General features: G+C 64.8%; 18 protein-coding genes and 1 pseudogene. 13 read left to right on the forward strand and 6 right to left on the reverse strand.

The genetic code is table 11. The features are described from left to right. The 8 genes and pseudogenes from VH499_RS24400 to VH499_RS24435 form a co-directional block, all read left to right on the forward strand. Nucleotides 1-1078, forward strand: a pseudogene (locus VH499_RS24400) (hypothetical protein); the annotation flags it as partial. A 322-nt stretch (nt 1079-1400) separates the two neighbouring features. Beyond that, nucleotides 1401-1610 carry a hypothetical protein gene (locus VH499_RS24405; protein WP_332055377.1) on the forward strand — a complete coding sequence of 70 codons (210 nt, stop codon included), beginning with the start codon at nt 1401-1403 and terminating at the stop codon, nt 1608-1610. A gap of 38 nt (nt 1611-1648) precedes the next feature. Continuing rightward, nucleotides 1649-2158: a DUF962 domain-containing protein gene (locus tag VH499_RS24410; RefSeq protein WP_332055378.1), complete on the forward strand. Its 510-nt coding sequence runs from the start codon at nt 1649-1651 to the stop codon at nt 2156-2158. Between the two features lie 66 nt (nt 2159-2224). Beyond that, entirely contained in the window at nt 2225-3199 is a 975-nt protein-coding gene (gene msrP / locus VH499_RS24415; protein ID WP_332055379.1) for a protein-methionine-sulfoxide reductase catalytic subunit MsrP, read from the forward strand. A gap of 116 nt (nt 3200-3315) precedes the next feature. Continuing rightward, nucleotides 3316-4077 carry an enoyl-CoA hydratase/isomerase family protein gene (locus VH499_RS24420; RefSeq protein ID WP_332055380.1) on the forward strand — a complete coding sequence of 254 codons (762 nt, stop codon included), beginning with the start codon at nt 3316-3318 and terminating at the stop codon, nt 4075-4077. Nucleotides 4078-4089: 12 nt separating this feature from the next. Continuing rightward, nucleotides 4090-4431, forward strand: a complete 342-nt coding sequence (locus VH499_RS24425) for a DUF7508 domain-containing protein (protein ID WP_332055381.1) — start codon at nt 4090-4092, stop codon at nt 4429-4431. Nucleotides 4432-4453: 22 nt separating this feature from the next. Further along, a complete protein-coding gene (locus VH499_RS24430) occupies nt 4454-5620 on the forward strand; it encodes an acyl-CoA dehydrogenase family protein (RefSeq protein WP_332055382.1) in 1167 nt (388 codons plus the stop codon). Then, nucleotides 5617-6735 carry a CoA transferase gene (locus VH499_RS24435; RefSeq protein WP_332055383.1) on the forward strand — a complete coding sequence of 373 codons (1119 nt, stop codon included), beginning with the start codon at nt 5617-5619 and terminating at the stop codon, nt 6733-6735. The genes VH499_RS24430 and VH499_RS24435 overlap by 4 nt, the downstream gene beginning before the upstream one ends. Nucleotides 6736-6863: 128 nt before the next feature. Here VH499_RS24435 and VH499_RS24440 read toward each other — a convergent pair whose 3' ends face one another. The 3 genes from VH499_RS24440 to trxB all read right to left on the reverse strand — a co-directional run bounded on the left by VH499_RS24440 (nt 6864) and on the right by trxB (nt 9981). Next, a complete protein-coding gene (locus tag VH499_RS24440; RefSeq protein WP_332055384.1) occupies nt 6864-7742 on the reverse strand; it encodes a DUF6492 family protein in 879 nt (292 codons plus the stop codon). 350 nt (nt 7743-8092) lie between these two features. Beyond that, a complete protein-coding gene (locus VH499_RS24445; protein WP_332055385.1) occupies nt 8093-9016 on the reverse strand; it encodes a LysR family transcriptional regulator in 924 nt (307 codons plus the stop codon). Next, on the reverse strand, nt 9013-9981 hold the full coding sequence (gene trxB / locus VH499_RS24450; RefSeq protein ID WP_332055386.1) for a thioredoxin-disulfide reductase: 969 nt from the start codon (nt 9979-9981) through the stop codon (nt 9013-9015). Before trxB ends, VH499_RS24445 begins: the two co-directional genes overlap by 4 nt. 177 nt (nt 9982-10158) lie before the next feature. Between trxB and VH499_RS24455 the strand changes: the two genes are divergently transcribed. Then, on the forward strand, nt 10159-10635 hold the full coding sequence (locus VH499_RS24455; protein WP_332055387.1) for an Lrp/AsnC family transcriptional regulator: 477 nt from the start codon (nt 10159-10161) through the stop codon (nt 10633-10635). 107 nt (nt 10636-10742) lie between these two features. Then, a complete protein-coding gene (locus tag VH499_RS24460; RefSeq protein WP_332055388.1) occupies nt 10743-11312 on the forward strand; it encodes an inner membrane-spanning protein YciB in 570 nt (189 codons plus the stop codon). Nucleotides 11313-11324: 12 nt separating this feature from the next. On the opposite strand, the gene greA is transcribed toward VH499_RS24460, so the two are convergent. The 3 genes from greA to carA form a co-directional block, all read right to left on the reverse strand. Then, nucleotides 11325-11798 (reverse strand): transcription elongation factor GreA, encoded by a 474-nt coding sequence (greA, locus tag VH499_RS24465; protein WP_332055389.1) that lies wholly within the window; start codon nt 11796-11798, stop codon nt 11325-11327. Between the two features lie 88 nt (nt 11799-11886). After that, nucleotides 11887-15135, reverse strand: a complete 3249-nt coding sequence (gene carB, locus VH499_RS24470; protein ID WP_332055390.1) for a carbamoyl-phosphate synthase large subunit — start codon at nt 15133-15135, stop codon at nt 11887-11889. A 93-nt stretch (nt 15136-15228) separates the two neighbouring features. Continuing rightward, on the reverse strand, nt 15229-16410 hold the full coding sequence (gene carA, locus VH499_RS24475; protein ID WP_332055391.1) for a glutamine-hydrolyzing carbamoyl-phosphate synthase small subunit: 1182 nt from the start codon (nt 16408-16410) through the stop codon (nt 15229-15231). Between the two features lie 209 nt (nt 16411-16619). Between carA and VH499_RS24480 the strand changes: the two genes are divergently transcribed. The 3 genes from VH499_RS24480 (at nt 16620) to dnaG (ending at nt 19562) form a co-directional block, all read left to right on the forward strand. Further along, complete coding sequence (locus VH499_RS24480; RefSeq protein WP_332055392.1) at nt 16620-17075, forward strand: GatB/YqeY domain-containing protein; 456 nt, start codon at nt 16620-16622, stop codon at nt 17073-17075. Nucleotides 17076-17128: 53 nt separating this feature from the next. Beyond that, nucleotides 17129-17482, forward strand: a complete 354-nt coding sequence (locus VH499_RS24485) for a TfoX/Sxy family protein (protein WP_332055393.1) — start codon at nt 17129-17131, stop codon at nt 17480-17482. 172 nt (nt 17483-17654) lie between these two features. Further along, complete coding sequence (dnaG, locus tag VH499_RS24490) at nt 17655-19562, forward strand: DNA primase (RefSeq protein WP_332055394.1); 1908 nt, start codon at nt 17655-17657, stop codon at nt 19560-19562. Nucleotides 19563-19591: the final 29 nt, after the last annotated feature.

Here is a 19591-nt window from a genome sequence, read left to right on the forward strand (position 1 = left end):
GGCAATGGCCAAGATCGATGCGCTGGCCTCCGGTCAGGCCATCTCCGGCCACGGAGTCGCGACGGTCGAGGACTTCCCCAAGGCCGATCCTCCGGTCTTTGCGCTGGCGCTCGCCAAGGTCGACGCATTGTCGGGCGGCCAGTCTCTGGCCGCTGCCGGCATCGCCGCGACCGAGGACTTCCCCGCGGCCGATCCGCCGGTGTTCGCGCTCTCGCTCAGGGCCAAGAACCGCAACGACGAGGTCAAGCTTTCGGGCGCCCTCCACAAGCTGACCGAGGAGGATCCGTCGCTCGCCTACGAGCAGCGTGCCGAGACCCACGAGCTGCTGCTCAAGGGCCAGGGCGAGATGCATCTCAAGGTCGCGGTCGACAAGCTGGCCGGCCGCTACAACGTCGCGGTCGAGACCTCGACGCCGCGCGTCGCCTATCGCGAGACCATCCAGCAGGGCACCCAGCAGCATGCCCGCCACAAGCGTCAGAGCGGCGGCCACGGCCAGTTCGCCGACATCAAGGTCGAGATCAAGCCGTTGGCGCGCGGCTCGGGCTTCCGCTTCGTCGACAAGATCGTGGGCGGCGTGGTGCCGCGCAACTTCATCCCTGCGGTCGAGGAAGGCCTGCGCGACTATCTCAAGGAGGGTCCGCTCGGCCAGCCGGTGGTCGATCTCGAGGTGACGCTAATCGACGGCCAGTACCACAGCGTCGACAGTTCCGAGATGTCATTCAAGATGGCAGCGCGCATCGCCATGACGGAGGCCATGCCCAAGTGCAAGCCGGTGCTGCTGGAGCCGATCCTGAAAGTGACCGTCGCCGCCCCCAACGAGGCGACGTCGCGCATCCAGCGGCTGATCTCCGGGCGCCGCGGGCAGCTCCTGGGCTACGACGCCCGCACCGGCTGGACCGGCTGGGACGAGGTCTCCGCGCTGATGCCCGAGGCCGAGGTTGCCGACATGATCGTCGAGATCCGCTCGGTGACCCAAGGCGTGGGCACCTGGCACGCGACCTTCGACCATCTGCAGGAACTGGTCGGCCGCGCCGCCGACCGCATCGTCGAGGAGACGAAGAAGCGCGCCGCGGCATAAAGCCCGCGCGAATCACAAGCCGGTGAGCGGGGTTTCGTTGCCGGCGAAGGGCTCGCATATTGGCCTTGTGGGACAGTTCTCACGAGGAGAGTCAAAAATGCTCACGAGGCGATCTTTGACGACGGGTGGGCTCGCGCTGGCGGCCGCATCGTCGTCGGCCCGCATCGGACGGGCTCAGGATGGCCGCCCGATGCTGGTATTCGTCGGCCACGAACTTTGAGGCGGCTGCAAGATCTGGCGTGCCCAGTCCGAACCCGCTTTCCTCGAGTCCGAGGCCTTCAAGAAGCTCGACTATCGCGTCGTCCATCCTGCAAATGTCGACGTGATCCTCAAGGAAGAGAACTGGCCGCCAGATGCCCGCTGGGTCCTGACCGAGTTCCAGATGAGCGACGAAGGCGCGCGACGCGGCTACTGGACGCCTCGCTTCATTCTGGCGCAGGATCACAAGATCATCTTTACCGTGACCGGCAATGACGGCTGGAAGCAGAAGATGTGGCCCCGCATTCTGGATGTGACGGGCACGACGGCGTAGACTCCAGCCTCCGGGAGTACTCGAGACCGGAGGCTTCCATGGCCAACACCGTCTTCAACCGCCAGCTCGCCCTTTATGCCGCCGTCCATCGCGACATGCGCAACCGCGCTACGCATTTCGTCGGCATCCCGATCATCGTCTTCGCCCTGCTGCTCGTCTTGACGCTGTGGCGTTTCGAAGTCGTCGGCCGCGAGGTCACGATGGCCATGGTGGCGACCGTGTTCGCGGTGGTGGGCTGGCTGGTACTCGATCTCGGCATCGGTCTCGTCCTTGCGGTCGCGATGCTGGCGGCGTGGTTCGCCGCCGAAGCGCTCGCCTTCGCGCTGGGCCGGGCCGGGAGCCTTGTCGCTTTCGTCGCGTTGTTTGTCGGCGGTTGGATGATCCAATTCCTCGGCCACCATTACGAAGGTAAGCGGCCGGCGTTAATGGACAATTTCTTCCAATCCTTCATCGGGCCGATGTTCCTGGTGGCGGAGCTGCTGATCGAGAGCGGCTATCGCCGTGATCTTGCCAACGTCATCGGCGAAGGAGATGTCACGGCGCAGTGATGAGGGTTGATTTGTCTTGTCCGTGCGGCCACGCCATGTCGGCTTGACGAAATCAGGGAGCAGAAGATGTTGATCAAGCGCAGCAAGGGCTGGGAGTTGCCCGAGCGGCAAGCCACCCCCGAAGGACTTTATCTCGACCGCCGACGGCTCGTGCAGGCGATGGGTCTGGGGCTCGCGACCTCGGCTGCAGGACTGGCGCTGCCCCATGTCGTCCTGGCCGACGAGAAGATGGCCGATCCGACCGTGCAATATTATCCGGCCAAGCGCGACGACAGGTTCGGCACACCCGCACCCATCACTCCCGAGCGGCTGCCGATCACCTACAACAACTACTACGAGTTCGGCACCGACAAGAGCATCTGGCGGGCGGCGCAAAAGCTCGAGATTCGGCCATGGACGATCAAGGTCGGCGGCATGGTCGAAAGGCCGTTCGAGATCAGCTTCGACGACCTTCTGGCCAAGATGCCGATCGAGGAGCGCGTGTATCGCCATCGCTGCGTCGAGACCTGGTCGATGATCGTGCCGTGGAGCGGCTTTGCGATGAAGTCGCTGGTCGAGTTCTGCAAGCCGGCCGGCAGCGCCAAGTACGTCGTCATGAAGACGCTGCACAAGCCCTCGGTGATGTTCGAGCAGAAGGATCCGCTCTGGCCCTGGCCCTACACCGAGGGCCTGGCGATGGACGAGGCCACGCATGACCTCGCCTTCATCGCCACCGGCCTCTACGGCAAGCCGATCGTGAAGCAGAACGGCGCGCCGATCCGACTGGTCGTGCCCTGGAAGTACGGCTTCAAGAGCGTGAAGTCGATCGTCAGCATCGACTTCACCGACAAACGGCCGGTCTCATTCTGGGAGGCGTTGCAGGACAACGAATATGGCTTCTGGGCCAACGTAAACCCCAAGGTGCCGCATCCGCGCTGGAGCCAGGCAACCGAAAAGCCGCTTGGCAGCGACGAACGCATCCCGACCCAGATCTACAACGGCTACGGTGAGTTCGTTGCCGCCCTCTACGCGAACCGCCAATCCGAGAAGCTGTTCATGTAGTCATGGGAGCTGGGTGGCCCACTCCCGTGAGCCGCATCGCGGCAAAACAAGCCTTCCGTCTTTGCCTCCTCCGAGCGGCCAGCTAAAACGAACGCCGGACGCTAACGGAGGGCGCGATGGGGAAGGTCATCGTCGAGAAGAGCGGTCCGGTCAGAACCGTCTGGATGAACCGGCCCGAGAAGCGCAACGCGCTCGACAGCGAGCTCCTGAACGACATGATCGGTGCGCTACAGGCGCCGGTCGCGGCCGAGGATCGCGTGATCGTGGTACGCGGCAAGGGTAGCGTCTTTTGTGCCGGCCTGGACATGGCCGAGCGCAGCAAGAGCGCCGGCGCGGGCGAGGCGAGCGGCATCGAGGTCATGCTGCGCGCGATCGAGCTCTGCCCGCTTCCCGTCGTCGCCGTGGTCCAGGGTGACGCCATCGCCGGTGGCAACGAGCTGGCGCTCCACTGCGACCTCGTGATCGCGAGCGACAAGGCGCGCTTCGGCATGTCGCTCGCCCAGGTCGGACTTGCGCCCAACTGGTTCCTGGCCAAGAAGCTCATGGAAGTGCTGGGACCGGTGACGACGCGCGAGATGCTTCTGCTCGGCGATCCCCTGCCCGCGACCAAGCTCCATGCGCTGGGGCTGATCGCGCGCTGCGTGCCGGCGGCCAGGCTCGAGGCCGAGGCGCAGAACGTGATCGACCGGCTTGCCGGCAATGCGCCGCTTTCGCTCAAGGCAATGAAAGCGCTTACCGTGCGCCAGCTCGAGTTCCGCGACGGCATCAAGCACGACGACGTCGATGCGCTGGTGCGCGCGGCGATGCAGAGCCAGGACGCGCAGGAGGGCATGAAGGCGCGGCTCGAGAAGCGCACCGCCAGATTCATGGGCAAGTAAGGGGGCCGGTAAATGTCGATCCGGCTGCGCCTCGACAAGCCGTGGCAGCCCTTGGCGGCCGATACCGCCGCGCGCCTGCCTGGCCAGCTCGGCGTCTACCAGATCGCCGATGCCAAAGGCGCCATCCTTTATATTGGCCAGGCGGGCGCCCGCTCATCCTTCGGCCTGCGCAGCGAGCTTTCGCGCGAGGCCAAGGAGCGCGGACCGGGCTGCCAGTTCCGCGTCGAGGTCAACATGCAATACCGCTCGCGCTGGTTCGAGCTGCTGATGGTGCATCAGGCCGATCACGGCGCCCTGCCGCCCGACAATGCCAAGAACCCGCCGCCGGCACTGGGACGGCTGAGCCCGGCGTGATGCGCCACTGAAGGAAACGCCCATGGATTTCGAACCGTCTTCCGAGCAGCAGATGCTGATCGATCAGGTGCGGCGCTTCGTGCGCGAGGAGATCATGCCCCTCGAGGCCAAGCTCGATCCCGACGCGTCGGAGCTGCCGGTGGAGGATTTCAACCGTCTCACCGACAAGACCAAGGCGATGGGGCTGTTCGGCATCGACATCCCCAGGGAGTTCGGTGGGCCCGACATAGATATCGTCACGCGCGTCCTGCTCGCGATCGAAATGGCGCAGCATCGCGCGGGACTCTACGTCCCGTGCTACGGCACCTTCGGCGGCGCAGGCCTGGCGCAGATCTTCGAGGCCAACGAGGACCAGAAGGAGCGCTACCTCTATCCGACGCTGCGCGGCGAGAAGAAGGCATTCTTCGGCCTCACCGAGCCGTCCGGCGGCAGCGATCCCGCGCGCGCCATCCAGACCAAGGCCGAGCGCAAGGACAACGGCTGGGTGCTGAACGGCTCGAAGATCTTCATCTCCAATGCCGACCGTGCGCAGTACGGCATCGTGTTCGCGCGCACCGATGCGAGCAAGGGTCGCGCCGGCATAACCTGCTTCATCGTCGATTCAGACGCGCCCGGCTTCCACGTGCGGCGCGTGGTCCATACGCTGCGCTCCTCGCACTACGCCACCGAGCTCGAATTCAAGGACTGCTGGGTGTCGGACCACCAGGTGCTGGGCGAGGTGAACAAGGGCTTTGCGGTCGCCAACGACCGGCTCACACGCCAGCGCATCCCCTATGCGGCGGGCTGCATCGGCGTAGCGATCGCCGCTCACGAAATGGCGATCGAATGGGCCAAGATGCGCACCACGTTCGGCGAGAAGCTCGCCAACCGCCAGGCCGTGCAATGGATGCTGGTCGACAACGAGATCGACATCCGCACCGCCCGTCACTTCACCCTCGAGGCGGCGGAGAAGGCGCGGCGCGGACTTCCCTTCCGTACCGAGGCCGCAATCGCCAAGCTCACCGCCTCCGAAGGCGGCGGCCGGGTGGTGGACCGCGCCATGCAGATCCATGGCGGCATGGGCATGACCAAAGACCTGCCGCTGGAGCGCTGGTACCGCGAGATGCGCATCCGCCGCGTCGGCGAGGGCCCGAGCGAGGTGCAACGCATGGTGATCGCGCGCGAGATGCTGGGAAGCAGCCTGCGATGAGCCGGCCGCTCGAAGGGCTCAAGGTCGTCGAGTTCGGCCAGAACCTCGCCGGGCCCTATTGCGGCCAGATCCTGGCCTTCCTCGGCGCCGAGGTGGTGAAGATCGAGCGGCCCGAGGGGGACGACGCGCGCAAATGGGGTCCGCCCTTCATTGAGGGCGACGCGACCGGCTTCATCGCCCTCAATCGCGGCAAGAAGTCCGTCACCTGCAACCTCGCCGACGAGGCCGAGCGCGCAGCGCTGATCGAGCGCATCGGCGCAGCCGACGTATTCGTGCACAATTTGCGCGCCGATGTGCCGGCGAAATTCGGCATCGACGGACCAACCCTCAGGAGACGCTTCCCTCAGCTGATCTATGCCGATCTCAGCGCCTTCGGGAATGCCGGTCCCTGGAAGCAGCGGCCAGGTTACGAGCCGATCATCCAGGCGGTGGCGGGCCTCATCTCGCTTAACGGCGATCCGTCGGGACCGGCGGCACGGGTCGGGGTCTCGATCGTCGATCTCTCGACCGGCATGTGGACCGCAATCGGCATCCTGGCGGCGCTTGCGAAGCGCCACGCCACGGGCGAGGGCAGCCTGGTCAGCACCTCGCTCTTCGAGTCCGGGCTGATGTGGGCCTCCAATCACATCGCGCAGTACTCGGTGACGGGAAAGATGCCGCCACGCCAGGGGACCGGCCATCCCTCGCTTACGCCCTATCAGGCATTCGAGTGCAGCGACGGGCCACTGATGATCTGCCCCGGCAACGACCGGCTGTGGCGCAAGTTCGCCGAAGCGCTCGGTCATCCCGAATGGCCCGACGAGGCGCGCTTCAAGACCAATATCGACCGCTTCGAGCGGCGCGAAGTCCTGCTGGGTATGATCGCGGATATCATGAGAGAAGAGAGCCGCGCTTATTGGTCGGCCAAGCTCGATGCGCTCGGCGTGCCCAACGGGCCGCTCAACTCCGTGCCGCAGGTGCTGGATCTGGTGCAGACCGCGGCGCTGAGAATGTTCGCGAGCCCCTATCCCGGCAGCTCCGCCCTTTTCCACGCCCTGCCGCTCAGCCTTGACGATGAACGCGCCGGCGGCACCGAGATCTCACCCAGGATCGGTCAGCACAACGGAAAGATCTAGCCGGGAACGTCCAAGCTTTCCTGGATTGCGGGTGCCGGCCCGCCGTGCGCCTCGCACAGCGCAAACGCCGCGCCCTGATGCACGCGGCCCGGAAGACGAAGAGGAGAGCCCCTGGAGGCTCCAAATGACTATCCCGCGAAGCTCAGGCAGTAATCGCGGACCTGCTCGAGAGGGATGCGTGCGTGGCTTTGCACGATGATGAACTTGCCGCCGGGATCGGTGCCGTTGGGCAGCTTCACCAGGCGCTCGAAATCGTCGGCGCCCCATACGCAAGTATGCTCGGAGAAGAGCTGGGTGTCGGAGAAATAACAGGGATCCCAGTGGACGTGATAGTCGAGCAGGTTGCCCTCGCGTTCGGCGACGCAGGTGTAGAGCGAGTATTCGGTCCAGGGGACCTGGCCGATCTTGCGCAGCACCCAGAGGCTGAGGGAGGTCAGGGCATCGCCGCCGTCCTTCGAGAAATACCGGATCGCCTGGGCGGCGAGGTCGCCATGCAGGATGTTGGGCGTGACGGAGAGGCCATGCTGCTTGATGTCGAAGGACGTGCCGACAATCTCGGCCGCGCTCTTCCACCAGTCGTGATACCGCTTGGGCTCCCAGCGCGAAAGGGCGCGACCGTCCTCGACGAACGTCGTGGCGTCGAAGTCGCCGACGCAGCAGACGTCCGAATCAAGCGTCAGATAGCCTTTGAAGCCCAGCATGGCCGGAACGTGCAGCTTGACCATCTGCTGCCGGTACCAGCCGGTCATCATGTAGAAACGGCTGAACGCGGGGAAAAAATCGGACTCAGACCGCACGTCGACGTCGATCCTGGAAAAGCGCGGCAACTCGCTGCGCAGCAAATAGGCGTCCCGGGCGGGCGAGACGATCAGGAGCCGCAGAGGCTTGCTGTCGCGCCAGTGCTTGGCCAGCGACTCGATCAGCAACCCGGCGCGTTCGAGATCACCTCGGCGCTTCAGGTTGCGCAGAGCCAGAGGCAAGATCGCTTGGCGAACTTCGGAGAACATGGGGCTGTCGGGACTTTCATTATGGGGAGCGCCGATCGTCTTATAACACACACCCTATATACGGCACGCAGCGGGCCTGTGTTCCTTGCCCCCAAGCGGCACTTGGCCGCCCTCCCCCAAAAAAACGCCGGGCCCGAAGGCCCGGCGAGTCAAACAGGGAGGCTTCACGTCTGGGAGACGTGGGATCATGAGGATCCCGAGTTTCGAGCGCGATCAGTCGCAACCGCTCACGTCGAAGACCTGAAATCAAACTACTCGCTGGACAACGTATTGTTAGCGCGAAGTTTTGGACACTGACATGCGCAAGCCGCATGCCTTCACCATAAATGCAATACGGCAGATAATGACCGCTAAAAGCGGGTCTCGGCCACCTTGCGCAACAGGAAGTCGCGAAACACCGCGATCCGCTTGGAATGGCGCAGTTCCTCCGGGTAGGTGAAATACACATCTGTCGTGCGAACATTGAGCTCGGGCAGCAGGACCTCGAGCTTGGTCGATTCCCGCGCGAGATAGTCGGGGAGCGATGCGATGCCCATCCCCGATTCGACGGCGCGGAAGATGCCATAGACGTTGTTGACGCGCAGCACGACGAGTCGCGGATTCTGATCGGGATTGCCTTCGCGCAGGAGCCAGTTCACGTCCGGCGCCGGCGCACGTGCATCCTCGCCGAAGATGATCATGCGGTGCTGGTCGAGTTCCTCGACGGTCGCGGGTCGGCCGTATTTCTGGATATAGGTGTGCGAGGCATAGACATGGCTGCGCACCGTAAGCAGGTGGCGCTGAACCAGTCCGGGCTGGCGCGGCATGACCATGCGGATGGCGACATCGGCCTCGCGCATGCCGAGATCGAGTTCATTGTCCGATAACACCAGGCTCACGTCGATATCGGGATACATCGCGGTGAAGTCGTGCATCTGCGCGGTGAGCCAGGTCGAGCCGAAACCGACCGTGGTCGTTACCTTGAGACGGCCGGCCGGCTTGTCCTGGTTGGCGCGCAGCAGCGCCTCGGCAGTGTTCACCTTGGCCGCCATGTCGCGCGCCGTACGGTAGAGAAGCTCGCCCTGCTCGGTCAGGATCAGGCCGCGCGCGTGGCGGTGGAACAGCATGACACCGAGCTGCTCCTCAAGTGCGCCGATCTGGCGCGAGATGGCGGACTGGCTGAGCTTCAGGCTCTCGCCCGCATGCGTGAAGCTTCCGGCGTCGGCGACCGCCTGGAAGATCCGCAGCTTGTCCCAGTCCATGAAATCGCCCCCCCGGTCGGCGTCGCCGCTCATTCGGCGGCTTGCGCGATCCGCGCCTCCTGCTCCGCCAGCCAGCGTTCGGCCTCGAGGGCCGCCATGCAGCCAGTGCCCGCCGCCGTCACAGCCTGGCGGAAGACCTTGTCCTGCACGTCGCCGGCGGCGAACACGCCGTCGATGTCCGTCGCAGTCGAGTCAGGCTTGGTAATGAGATAACCCTCGGAGTCCATTGCGAGCTGACCTTTGAACAGCTCGGTGTTGGGCGAATGGCCGATGGCGATGAATACGCCGTCGGTCGCGATCTCCTTCGTTGTGCCGGTCTTCACGTTCCTGACGCGCACCGCCTTCACGAGCGGTGCGGGGGCGGTCTCGCCCACGATCTCCTCGACCACGTGATCCCAGAGCACCGAGATTCTGCCGTTGCGGAACAGACGGTCTTGCAGGATTTTCTCGGCGCGGAAGGCATCTCGGCGATGAACCACTGTCACCTTCGAGGCGTGATGAGTGAGATAGAGCGCCTCCTCAACCGCAGTGTTGCCGCCGCCCACCACGACCACCTCCTTGTTGCGGAAGAAGAAACCGTCGCAGGTGGCACAGGCCGATACGCCGCCGCCGCGGAAGCTCTCCTCGCTTGGCAGCCCCAACCAGCGCGCCGAGGCGCCGGTCGAGATGACGAGCGCGTCGGCTTCGTAACGATCGCCCGAGTCGCCGGCACAGACGAATGGCCGGCGGCCGAGATCGACCTCCACGATGGTATCGAAGAAGAGCTGGGTGCCGACGTGCTCGGCCTGCTTCTGCATCTGCTCCATGAGCCATGGCCCCTGGATCACGTCGGCGAAGCCCGGATAGTTCTCGACATCGGTGGTGATGGTAAGCTGGCCGCCGGGTTGGATACCTTGCACCAGCATGGGCTTGAGGCTCGCGCGTGCAGCGTAGATTGCCGCCGTATAGCCGGCCGGTCCCGATCCCATAACAAGAACCTTGCTGCGATGTGTTGCCATGTCCGTTCCGCATCCCGCCGACTGCATATCTTTGACATATATGCAAACCTCCAGACCGATGCACGGATTGTTCCGCGGCCCGAGCGCAATTCTTCGCGGCAAGGCGCGGATATTTTGCAACTTTATTGCGCGAAGCGCTCGGTTCTGGCATAGACCGCGGCCAATGGAGGAAACAGGATGGCTCGCGCAAAGCTCGACCGAATCGACCGGCGCATTCTAAGCGATTTGCAGGCCGATGGCCGCATGACGAACGTGGATCTGGCGGAGCGCGCCGGGATCTCGGCCCCTCCTTGCTTGCGTCGTGTGCGAGCACTCGAACGGGCCGGCATCATCAAAGGCTATCACGCCGATCTCAGCCCTGAGGCGCTGGGCTATAGTGTCTCGGTGTTTGCCTTGGTGGGACTGAACAGCCAGGCTGAAACCGACCTCAAAGCCTTCGAGGAGATGATTGCGAGCTGGGATCAGGTACGCGAGTGCCACATGCTGGCGGGCGAGGCCGACTTCCTGCTGAAGATCGTGGCCGAGACGTGGGACGACTATCAGAAGTTCCTGACCACCCGCCTCACCTCGGCGCCGAATGTCAGCCACGTGAAGTCCATGATGGTGTTTCGCACCGCCAAGCAACTGCCCGGCGTGCCGATCCCGGTCGAATAAGGCGCGTTCGACGCGGCGCCTGGTAGCGCATACGTTCTCTTGCGGGAAACGGCGTGTATGTATAGCCTGTCTTTGGATACACAGTGTTACCGTGGTGAGGCGCGCCGATGAAGAACATATTTCAGGCAGCCCGCGTGCTGCTCCTCGATCTGGCCTCGACCCTTCTGTTCCTTGCGGTCTATGTGCTGACCGACGACCTCCTGCTGGCGGTCGCACTCGGCATGGCGCTGGGCGTAGCGCAGATCGGCTGGGAGCTCCTGCGGGGGAGGCCCGTCGCGGCTCTGCAATGGATCAGCGTGGTCGCCGTGCTGTCCTCGGGTGCCGCGACCTTCCTCACCCACGATCCGCGCTTCGTGATGTTGAAGCCCTCGGTGATCTACACGATCGTTGGACTGGTGATGCTGAAGCGCGGCTGGATGAATCGCTATTTGCCGCCACGTGCCGTACCCGTGCTCGATGTCGCCACCACCTTCGGCTATGTCTGGGCGGGCCTGATGTTCGCCTCGGCGGGCCTCAACATCGCACTCGCCCTCAGCGTCGACGCCAAGAGCTGGGCCGCTGCGATGTCCGCCTGGAGCATCGCCAGCAAGGTCGGCCTGTTCCTGATCCAGTATGTGACGATGACGGCCATCGGCCGTCGCCGCGGGGCGGCGGCGAGTGCGGCGTCGGCGGCTTAGTCGTCTCCCGGATTACTTGAACTGCACGCCGACCACTTCGTAGGATTTGGCGCCGCGCGGGGTCTGGACCTCGACCATGTCACCCACGGTCTTGCCGATCAGGGCGCGGCCGATCGGCGAGGTCACCGAGATGCGGCCCCTGGCAAGGTCGGCCTCGTAGGGGCCGACGATCTGGTACTTCACCTTCTCGTCCGTATCCTCGTCGGCCAGGCGCACGGTTGCGCCGAACTTCACCGTCTTGCCCGACAGTTTGGAAAAGTCGATGACCTCGGCGCGCGAGATGATGTCCTCGATCTCGGCGATGCGCCCTTCGATGAAGCTCTGTCGCTCGCGCGCGGCCGCGTATTCGGCGTTCTCCGATATGTCGCCGTGCTCGCGCGCCGCGGCGATCGACTTGATGATCGTCGGCCGCTCCACGCTCTTGAGCTGCTTAAGTTCCTCCGAGAGGCTGCGCAGCCCCTCGGACGTCATTGGCACCTTTTCCATGCGACGATCGTCCTTAATGAATCGAACGCCGTCAACGCCCAACGACGCAGTCCGGTTGCGCGACCGGCCGTGAGCCCGGCGGGCGGACCTAGAACGTGCTCTTGAAGTAGGATTGCAGGGGCGCCACGTCCAAGGCGCCGCTGCTCAGTGCGGCGATCCCCTCGACCGATGCCTTGGCGCCGGCGACGGTGGTGTAGTAGGCGATCTTGTGCATCAACGCGGTGCGCCGGAGCGTGAAGCTGTCGGTCAGCGCCGAGGCGCCGTCGACGGTATTGAACACCAGCTGGACCTTTCCGTCCTTCATCAGATCGACGATGTGCGGCCGTCCTTCGAGGACTTTGTTCACGCGCTGCGCGACGATGCCGTGACGGCGCAGGAAGTCGGCGGTGCCGCCGGTTGCCACAACGTTGAAGCCGAGATCGACCAGGCGCTTTACCGGCTTCACCATCGCCGGCTTGTCCTGGTCCTTGACCGAAACGAACACCACACCTTCGACCGGCACCTTGGCACCGCTGCCGAGCTGGCTCTTGGCAAAGGCCCGGCCGAAATCGGCATCGAGTCCCATCACTTCGCCGGTCGAGCGCATCTCGGGCCCCAGGATCGTGTCGACGCCCGGGAAGCGCGCGAACGGAAACACCGCCTCCTTCACCGCGACATGCTTGGCCTTGGACGCCTTCTTGATGCCGAGGGTTTTCAGTGCCTCGCCCGTCATCAGGCGCGCTGCAAACTTGGCGATCGGCTGGCCGGTCGCCTTGGCGACGAACGGCACGGTGCGACTGGCGCGCGGATTGACCTCAAGCACGTAGATCTCGCCGTCCTTCACCGCATACTGCACGTTCATCAGGCCCACGACCTGCAGGGCGCGCGCCATCGCTTCGGTCTGACGCTCGATCTCAGCGATGATCTTGTGGGGCAGCGAGTAGGGCGGCAGCGAGCACGCCGAGTCGCCCGAGTGGATCCCCGCCTCTTCGATATGCTCCATGATACCGGCGACGAGGACGTTCTGGTCCTTGTCGGCGAGCGCGTCGACATCGACCTCGATCGCGTCGCGCAGATAGGAATCGATCAGTACCGGGTTGGCCCCCGACACCCTGACCGCGTCGCGCATGTAGCGCTCCAGCCCCTCGCGGTCATACACGATCTGCATCGCGCGTCCGCCCAGCACATAGGATGGTCGGATCACAACCGGATAGCCGATCTTCTCGGCCACGGCGATCGCCTGCTGCTGCGACGTCGCCGTGCCGTTGTCGGGCTGACGCAGTTTCAGCTTGTGGATCAGCTTCTGGAAGCGCTCGCGATCCTCGGCGAGATCGATGGCATCGGGCGAGGTGCCGAGAATCGGGATGCCAGCCGCCTCGAGAGGCTTGGCGAGCTTGAGCGGCGTCTGGCCGCCGAACTGCACGATCAGGCCCAGCAGCTCGCCTTTGCTGCGCTCGACCTCCACGAGTTCGATCACGTCCTCGGCCGTCAGCGGCTCGAAGTAGAGGCGGTCGGCGGTGTCGTAGTCGGTCGACACGGTCTCCGGGTTGCAGTTGACCATGATGGTCTCGTACCCGGCTTCGCGCAGCGCATAGACCGCATGCACGCAGCAATAGTCGAACTCGATGCCCTGGCCGATGCGGTTCGGACCGCCGCCCAGGATGATGACCTTGCGTCGGTCGGTGGGCTGTGCCTCGCACTGCGCCGGGCGATGACCGTCTCCCTCGTAGCAGGAATAGAGATAGGGCGTGCGCGATTCGAACTCGGCGGCACAGGTGTCAATGCGCTTGAATACGGGGCGCACGCCCAGCGAGCGGCGGCGCCTCACCACGTCAGCGGCGCTCGACTTGGTGAGCTCGCCCAGCCGCTCGTCAGAAAAGCCCTTCTTCTTCAGCTCGATGAGCGCCCTGGCGTCCTTGGGAAGCCCGTCCTTGCGCAACGCCGCCTCGATCTCGACGAGTTGCGCGATCTGGCGCAGAAACCACGGCTCGTACTTCGACGCATGGGCCACTTCCTCGATCGACAGGCCGTGGCGGAAGGCCTGCGCGATCACCAGGATGCGGTCCGGCGTCGGCCGCGCCAGCGCGGCCACCAGCGCCGCCTTGTCGGGCGCGCCCTTGATCTCGATTTCGTTCAGCCCGGTGAGGCCAGTCTCCATCGAGCGCAGCGCCTTCTGCAGGGACTCCTGGAAGGTGCGTCCGATCGACATTGCCTCGCCCACGCTCTTCATCGAAGTGGTGAGGAGCTCTTCCGCGCCGGGGAACTTCTCGAAGGCGAAACGTGGCATCTTGGTGACGACATAGTCGATCGTGGGTTCGAACGAGGCCGGCGTCGTGCCGGTGATGTCGTTCAGCAGTTCGTCGAGCGTGTAGCCGACGGCCAATCGCGCCGCGACCTTGGCGATCGGGAAACCGGTTGCCTTCGAGGCGAGCGCCGAGGAGCGCGAGACGCGCGGGTTCATCTCGATCACCACCATCCGGCCAGTGGCCGGATCGACCGCAAACTGCACGTTCGACCCGCCGGTATCGACCCCGATCTCGCGCAGGCACGCTATCGAGGCGTTGCGCATGATCTGGTATTCCTTGTCGGTGAGCGTCAGCGCGGGCGCCACCGTGACCGAATCGCCGGTATGGATGCCCATCGGGTCGACGTTCTCGATCGAGCAGACGATGATGCAGTTGTCGCGCCGGTCGCGCACCACCTCCATCTCGTATTCTTTCCAGCCCAGCACCGATTCTTCGACCAGCACCTCGCCCACCGGCGAGGCGTCGATGCCGCCCTGCACGATCTCGAAGTATTCGTCGCGGTTGTAGGCGATGCCGCCGCCGGTGCCGCCCAGGGTGAAGGACGGGCGAATGATCGCGGGCAGGCCGACATGATCGAGCGCCTGCACCGCCTCCTCGCGATTGTGCACCACCTCGCTCTTTGGACATTCGAGGCCGATCTTGACCATGGCCTCGCGGAACAGGAGCCGGTCCTCGGCCTTGTCGATCGCCTCGGCATTGGCGCCGATCAACTCGACCTTGAGCTTGCCGAGCCTTCCGTCGCGATGCAGTGCCATCGCCGTGTTGAGCGCAGTCTGGCCGCCCATGGTTGGCAGGATTGCGTCCGGCCTCTCCTTCTCGATGATCTTCGCGACCATGTCGGGCGTGATCGGCTCGACGTAGGTCGCATCGGCGAGCCCCGGGTCGGTCATGATCGTTGCCGGATTGGAGTTCACCAGGATGACACGATAGCCCTCGTCCTTCAGCGCCTTGCAGGCCTGTACGCCCGAATAGTCGAACTCGCAGGCCTGGCCGATCACGATCGGCCCGGCCCCGATCACGAGGATGCTCTTGATGTCGGCGCGCTTGGGCATGGCCTTATTCTTCGGGATCGCGAGCCTCTGGCTCGCCCGCGATCATGAGACGGGCCGGAGGCTCGCGATCGACTAGACGATGAACGGGCCGCATCACTTCTTGCTCTTGTCGATCATCTCGACGAAGCGGTCGAAGAGGTAGTGGCTGTCGGTCGGGCCGGGTGAGGCTTCGGGATGGTACTGCACCGAGAAGGCCCGCTTCTCGGGGCAGCGCAAGCCCTCGTTGGTGCCGTCGAACAGCGAGACGTGCGTCACCTCGACATTGGCGGGCAACGATTCGGGGATGACGCAGAAGCCGTGGTTCTGCGAGGTGATCTCGACCTTGCCGGTAGTCAGGTCCTTGACGGGCTGGTTGGCGCCACGATGGCCGCGCTCCATCTTGCGCGTCCTGCCGCCCAGCGTGAGCGCCAGCAATTGGTGGCCAAGACAGATGCCGAAGATCGGCACCTTCTGGTCGATCACGCCCTGGATCGCCGGCACCGCGTAGACGCCGGTCGCCGCAGGATCACCTGGGCCGTTGGACAGGAATACGCCGTCGGGCTCGTGGCGCAGGATATCCTCGGCGGTTGCCGTGGCCGGCACTACCGTCACCTTGCAACCGGTATTGGCGAGGCAGCGCAAGATGTTGCGTTTGGCGCCGTAGTCGACCGCGACGACGTGGTATCTGGGGTTGTCGAGCTTGCCGTAGCCCTTGCCGAGCGACCACGTTGTCTCGTCCCACTGGTAGCTTTGCTTGGCGGTAACCTCGATCGCGAGATCCATGCCTTCGAGGCCGGGCCAATCCTGCGCAATCCTGGTGTACTTCGCGATATCGAACTTGCCGTCAGGCGCATGCACCACCACGCCGTTGGGCGCCCCGCCGTCGCGCACGCGACGCGTGATCTCGCGCGTGTCGACGCCGCACACGCCCGGCAGGTGATGGCTCCTCAACCAGTCGTCGAGGGGCTTGGCCGCACGCCAGTTGGCTGGTTCCGTGATGTCGCCGCGCAGCACTACGCCGCGCGCCGCCGGGTTGATGCTCTCGACGTCCTCGAGATTGGTGCCGACATTGCCGACATGCGGGAATGTGAAGGTAATGATCTGACCGGCATAAGAGGGATCGGTAATGATCTCCTGGTAACCGGTCATCGAGGTGTTGAAGCAGACCTCGCCCACGGCATGGCGGGCCGCACCTACCCCCTTCCCCCAGAAGACCGCACCATCGGCCAGGACCAGCGCGGCCGTGGCCCAACGCGGCGCGGCGTCAGTCGCGCCGGCGGTCTTGGGTGAAGTCATGATGATTGTTTTCCGTTCGTGCGGCCCGATGGGCCTCGCCCCTGATATAGGGAGGCGGCCTGCGAACCGCGCGGGTTTTACCTGCCTGGCCATATGGGGTCAAGGCGTGGCGGCGCCTTAATTCACCTGCAATTCCAACAAGTTATTTGCTTTGCCAACAGCGCGCGAGACGATTAGTTTCCGGCCCTCCAGCCAGTGGGACCGGGACGATGCTGCGCGATCAACTGAACGAGGCCCTGAAAGAGGCCATGCGGGCCCGCGATACGAACGCTGTCGGCACGATCCGACTGATCCTGGCCAAGCTCAAGGAAGTCGACATCGCCGCCCGTACCGAAGCGAACCGCGAAGGCGTGGCCGACGACCGGATCCTTTCCATGCTGCAGGGCATGATCAAGCAGCGGAACGAGTCGATCACCCTCTACGAGAAGGGCAACCGCGCCGATCTCGCCGACAAGGAAAAAGCGGAGATCGACGTCATCCACCGCTTTCTGCCCAAACAGATGGACGAGGCGGCGGTCGAGGCCGCTGTAAAGGAGGCGATCGCCTCCTCAGGCGCCAAGTCGATCAGGGACATGGGCGGCATTATGGCGGCGCTGAAGGCCAAGTATGCCGGCCAGATGGACTTCGCCAAGGCGTCGACGGCCGTGAAGAAGATGCTCGGCTGAGCCCGAGGAAACGCGCGTCCTCTTCGTTTCATTTCGCGCTATCCTCGGTGCCCATGGCCTACGACGAGGACACAGCCCAGCGGGTGCGCCGATTGCTGTCGGCTCGGCGCGACGTGGTCGAGAAGAAGCTGATGGGTGGTCTCTGCTTCATGGTGAAGGGCGCGATGTGCTGTGCCGTGAGCGGCCGCGGCGGGCTTCTGGTCCGGGTCGGACCGGAAGCCTACGAGCGGATGTTGAGCCAACCGCACGTCGTGCCGATGGAAATGCGCGGTCGGACCATGACCGGCTTCGTGCGCGTCATGCCCGAGGGATATCGAACCGAGGCGGCACTTGGAAAGTGGGTCCAACGCGGCGTCGATTTTGTCCTGACCCTGCCGGCCAAGCCGCAGCGCAAGCGAGCGAAATAGCGCTGTTGTCATCTGGACCGCGGCTTCCAGCCCGCTGGCGCATTCACATGCGCCTTTGGCGAGCCGGCGGCTCGCGGTCCCAACAAGCATGTGGGCCTCACCGGCCAATGATCCCCGCTTCCCATAGGTTCCCGCTATTGCCCTTGGGCTTCCTCGGAGAGCATTTTAGGCCATGGCCTTTCCCCCGGGCTTTCTCGACGAACTGCGTGCGCGCGCCAACCTCTCCGACATCGTTGGCCGCAAGGTCGCGCTGAAGCGCCGCTCGGGCGCTGAATATGCCGGGCTTTGCCCGTTCCACAACGAAAAGACGCCCTCCTTTACGGTCAACGACAAGAAGGGCTTCTTCCATTGCTTCGGCTGCGGCGAGCATGGCGATGCGGTGGGCTTCGTCATGAAGACAGAAGGGCTTTCCTTCCCCGAGTCGGTCGAGAGGCTCGCGCGTGAGGTCGGCTTGCCGGTGCCGCGCGCCACGCCGGTCGAGCGGGAGCGGGCCGAGCGCGTCTCGAGCCTGCAGCAGGTGGTCGAGGCGGCGGCCCGCTGGTTCCAGAAGCAGCTTCGGCTGCCGGTCGGCCGGCAGGGTCTCGATTATCTGCGCGGCCGCGGGCTGGAGGACGGGACGATCGACGACTTTCGCCTGGGCTTCGCGCCCGACACGCGCGATGGACTTCTATCGGCGCTGAAGCGCGAGGGTGTGCCGGTCGACAAGATCGTCGAGGCGGGGCTCGCCATCCGGCCCGACGATGACAAGCGAGAGCCGTACGACCGTTTCCGCGGCCGGGTGATGTTTACCATAAACGACCGTCGCGGGCGGCCGATCGCCTTCGGCGGCCGCGTGACGGGCGCGGGCGAGCCCAAGTATCTCAATTCTCCGGAGACGCCCCTCTTCCACAAGGGCGCCAACCTCTATTGCCTCGATCGTGCGCGCGTCGCCGCGACCAGGGATCAGCCGGTGATCGTGGCCGAAGGCTACATGGACGTGATCGCGCTTCACGGCGCAGGCTTCACCGGCGCCGTGGCGCCACTCGGCACGGCGCTGACCGAGGGCCAACTCGGCGAATTGTGGAAGCTCGCCGACGAGCCCTACCTCTGCTTCGACGGCGACAATGCCGGCCGGCGGGCCGCCCAGCGTGCCGCCGACCGCGCGCTGCCGCTCTTGCGGCCAGGCAAGAGCCTTCGCTTCCTCGCGCTGCCGGCTGGTGAAGATCCCGATAGCATGGTCCGCGGACATGGGGCCGAGGCCATCCGCCGGGTCCTGGAGCTGGCTCGGCCGCTCGCCGACCTGGTCTGGGATATGGAGACCGAGGGCAAGCCCGCCGACACGCCCGAGCGGCAGGCGAACATCCAGAGTGCGCTCAAGCAGCGGATCGAGCAGATCGCCGATCCGATCGTGCGCCGCTACTACGGCCAAGAGATGTGGAACCGCCTGCAGCGCAGCCGCGAGGCCGAACGCTCGGCAAGGCATTCCAGCGGCCGCCCGGGCGCGAGGCGGGCAGGCCGACGTCCGTTCCGGACGCTGGCCGCAACAATGGACGTCCCGGTCTCGGCCGGGGCCGAGGCTCGCCGCGCCGCGCTCGATCTCGACGGTAGCTCGCGTCAAATTCAGGTCTTGCTGGGCGCGCTCGTCGAGCGTCCGGCGATGCTGCATGTGCTGGCAGAGGAGGCGGGGAAGCTTCCCACCGACCGCCATCCGGAGCTGGCCCGCCTGCAGCGAGGGCTTCTCGACGCACTGTCGCTGGTGCCGCTCGGGATCGATCCGGCGGCCGACGAGGCCGCCGCTGATGAGGCCCCTCTTGAAGCCCGGGTAATCATCGACCATTTGCAGCGCAATGGCTTGGGTCGGCTGGCCGAAGCGGCACGTTCGAAGGCACGTCAGGTTTTCCGAAGCAACTCTTCAGACAGCGACGGATGGGTGGGTCAATGGCGGCGGATCGCCGACCACATGGTGCGACATCTCGCCAATATGGCCGAGCTGCAGCAGGCGCGGGACGAGTTGGCCCGTGACCCGACCGACGAGAATGACGAGCGACTGAGGGTGCTTCTGGCTCGGATCAACCGCGAGGCATCGGAGGCCGCCAGATAATCGTTATCATGCGCAATTTTCGAGGATTC

Origin of the sequence: Reyranella sp. (genome assembly GCF_036558665.1) — a bacterium.
Classification (GTDB): Bacteria; Pseudomonadota; Alphaproteobacteria; order Reyranellales; family Reyranellaceae; genus Reyranella.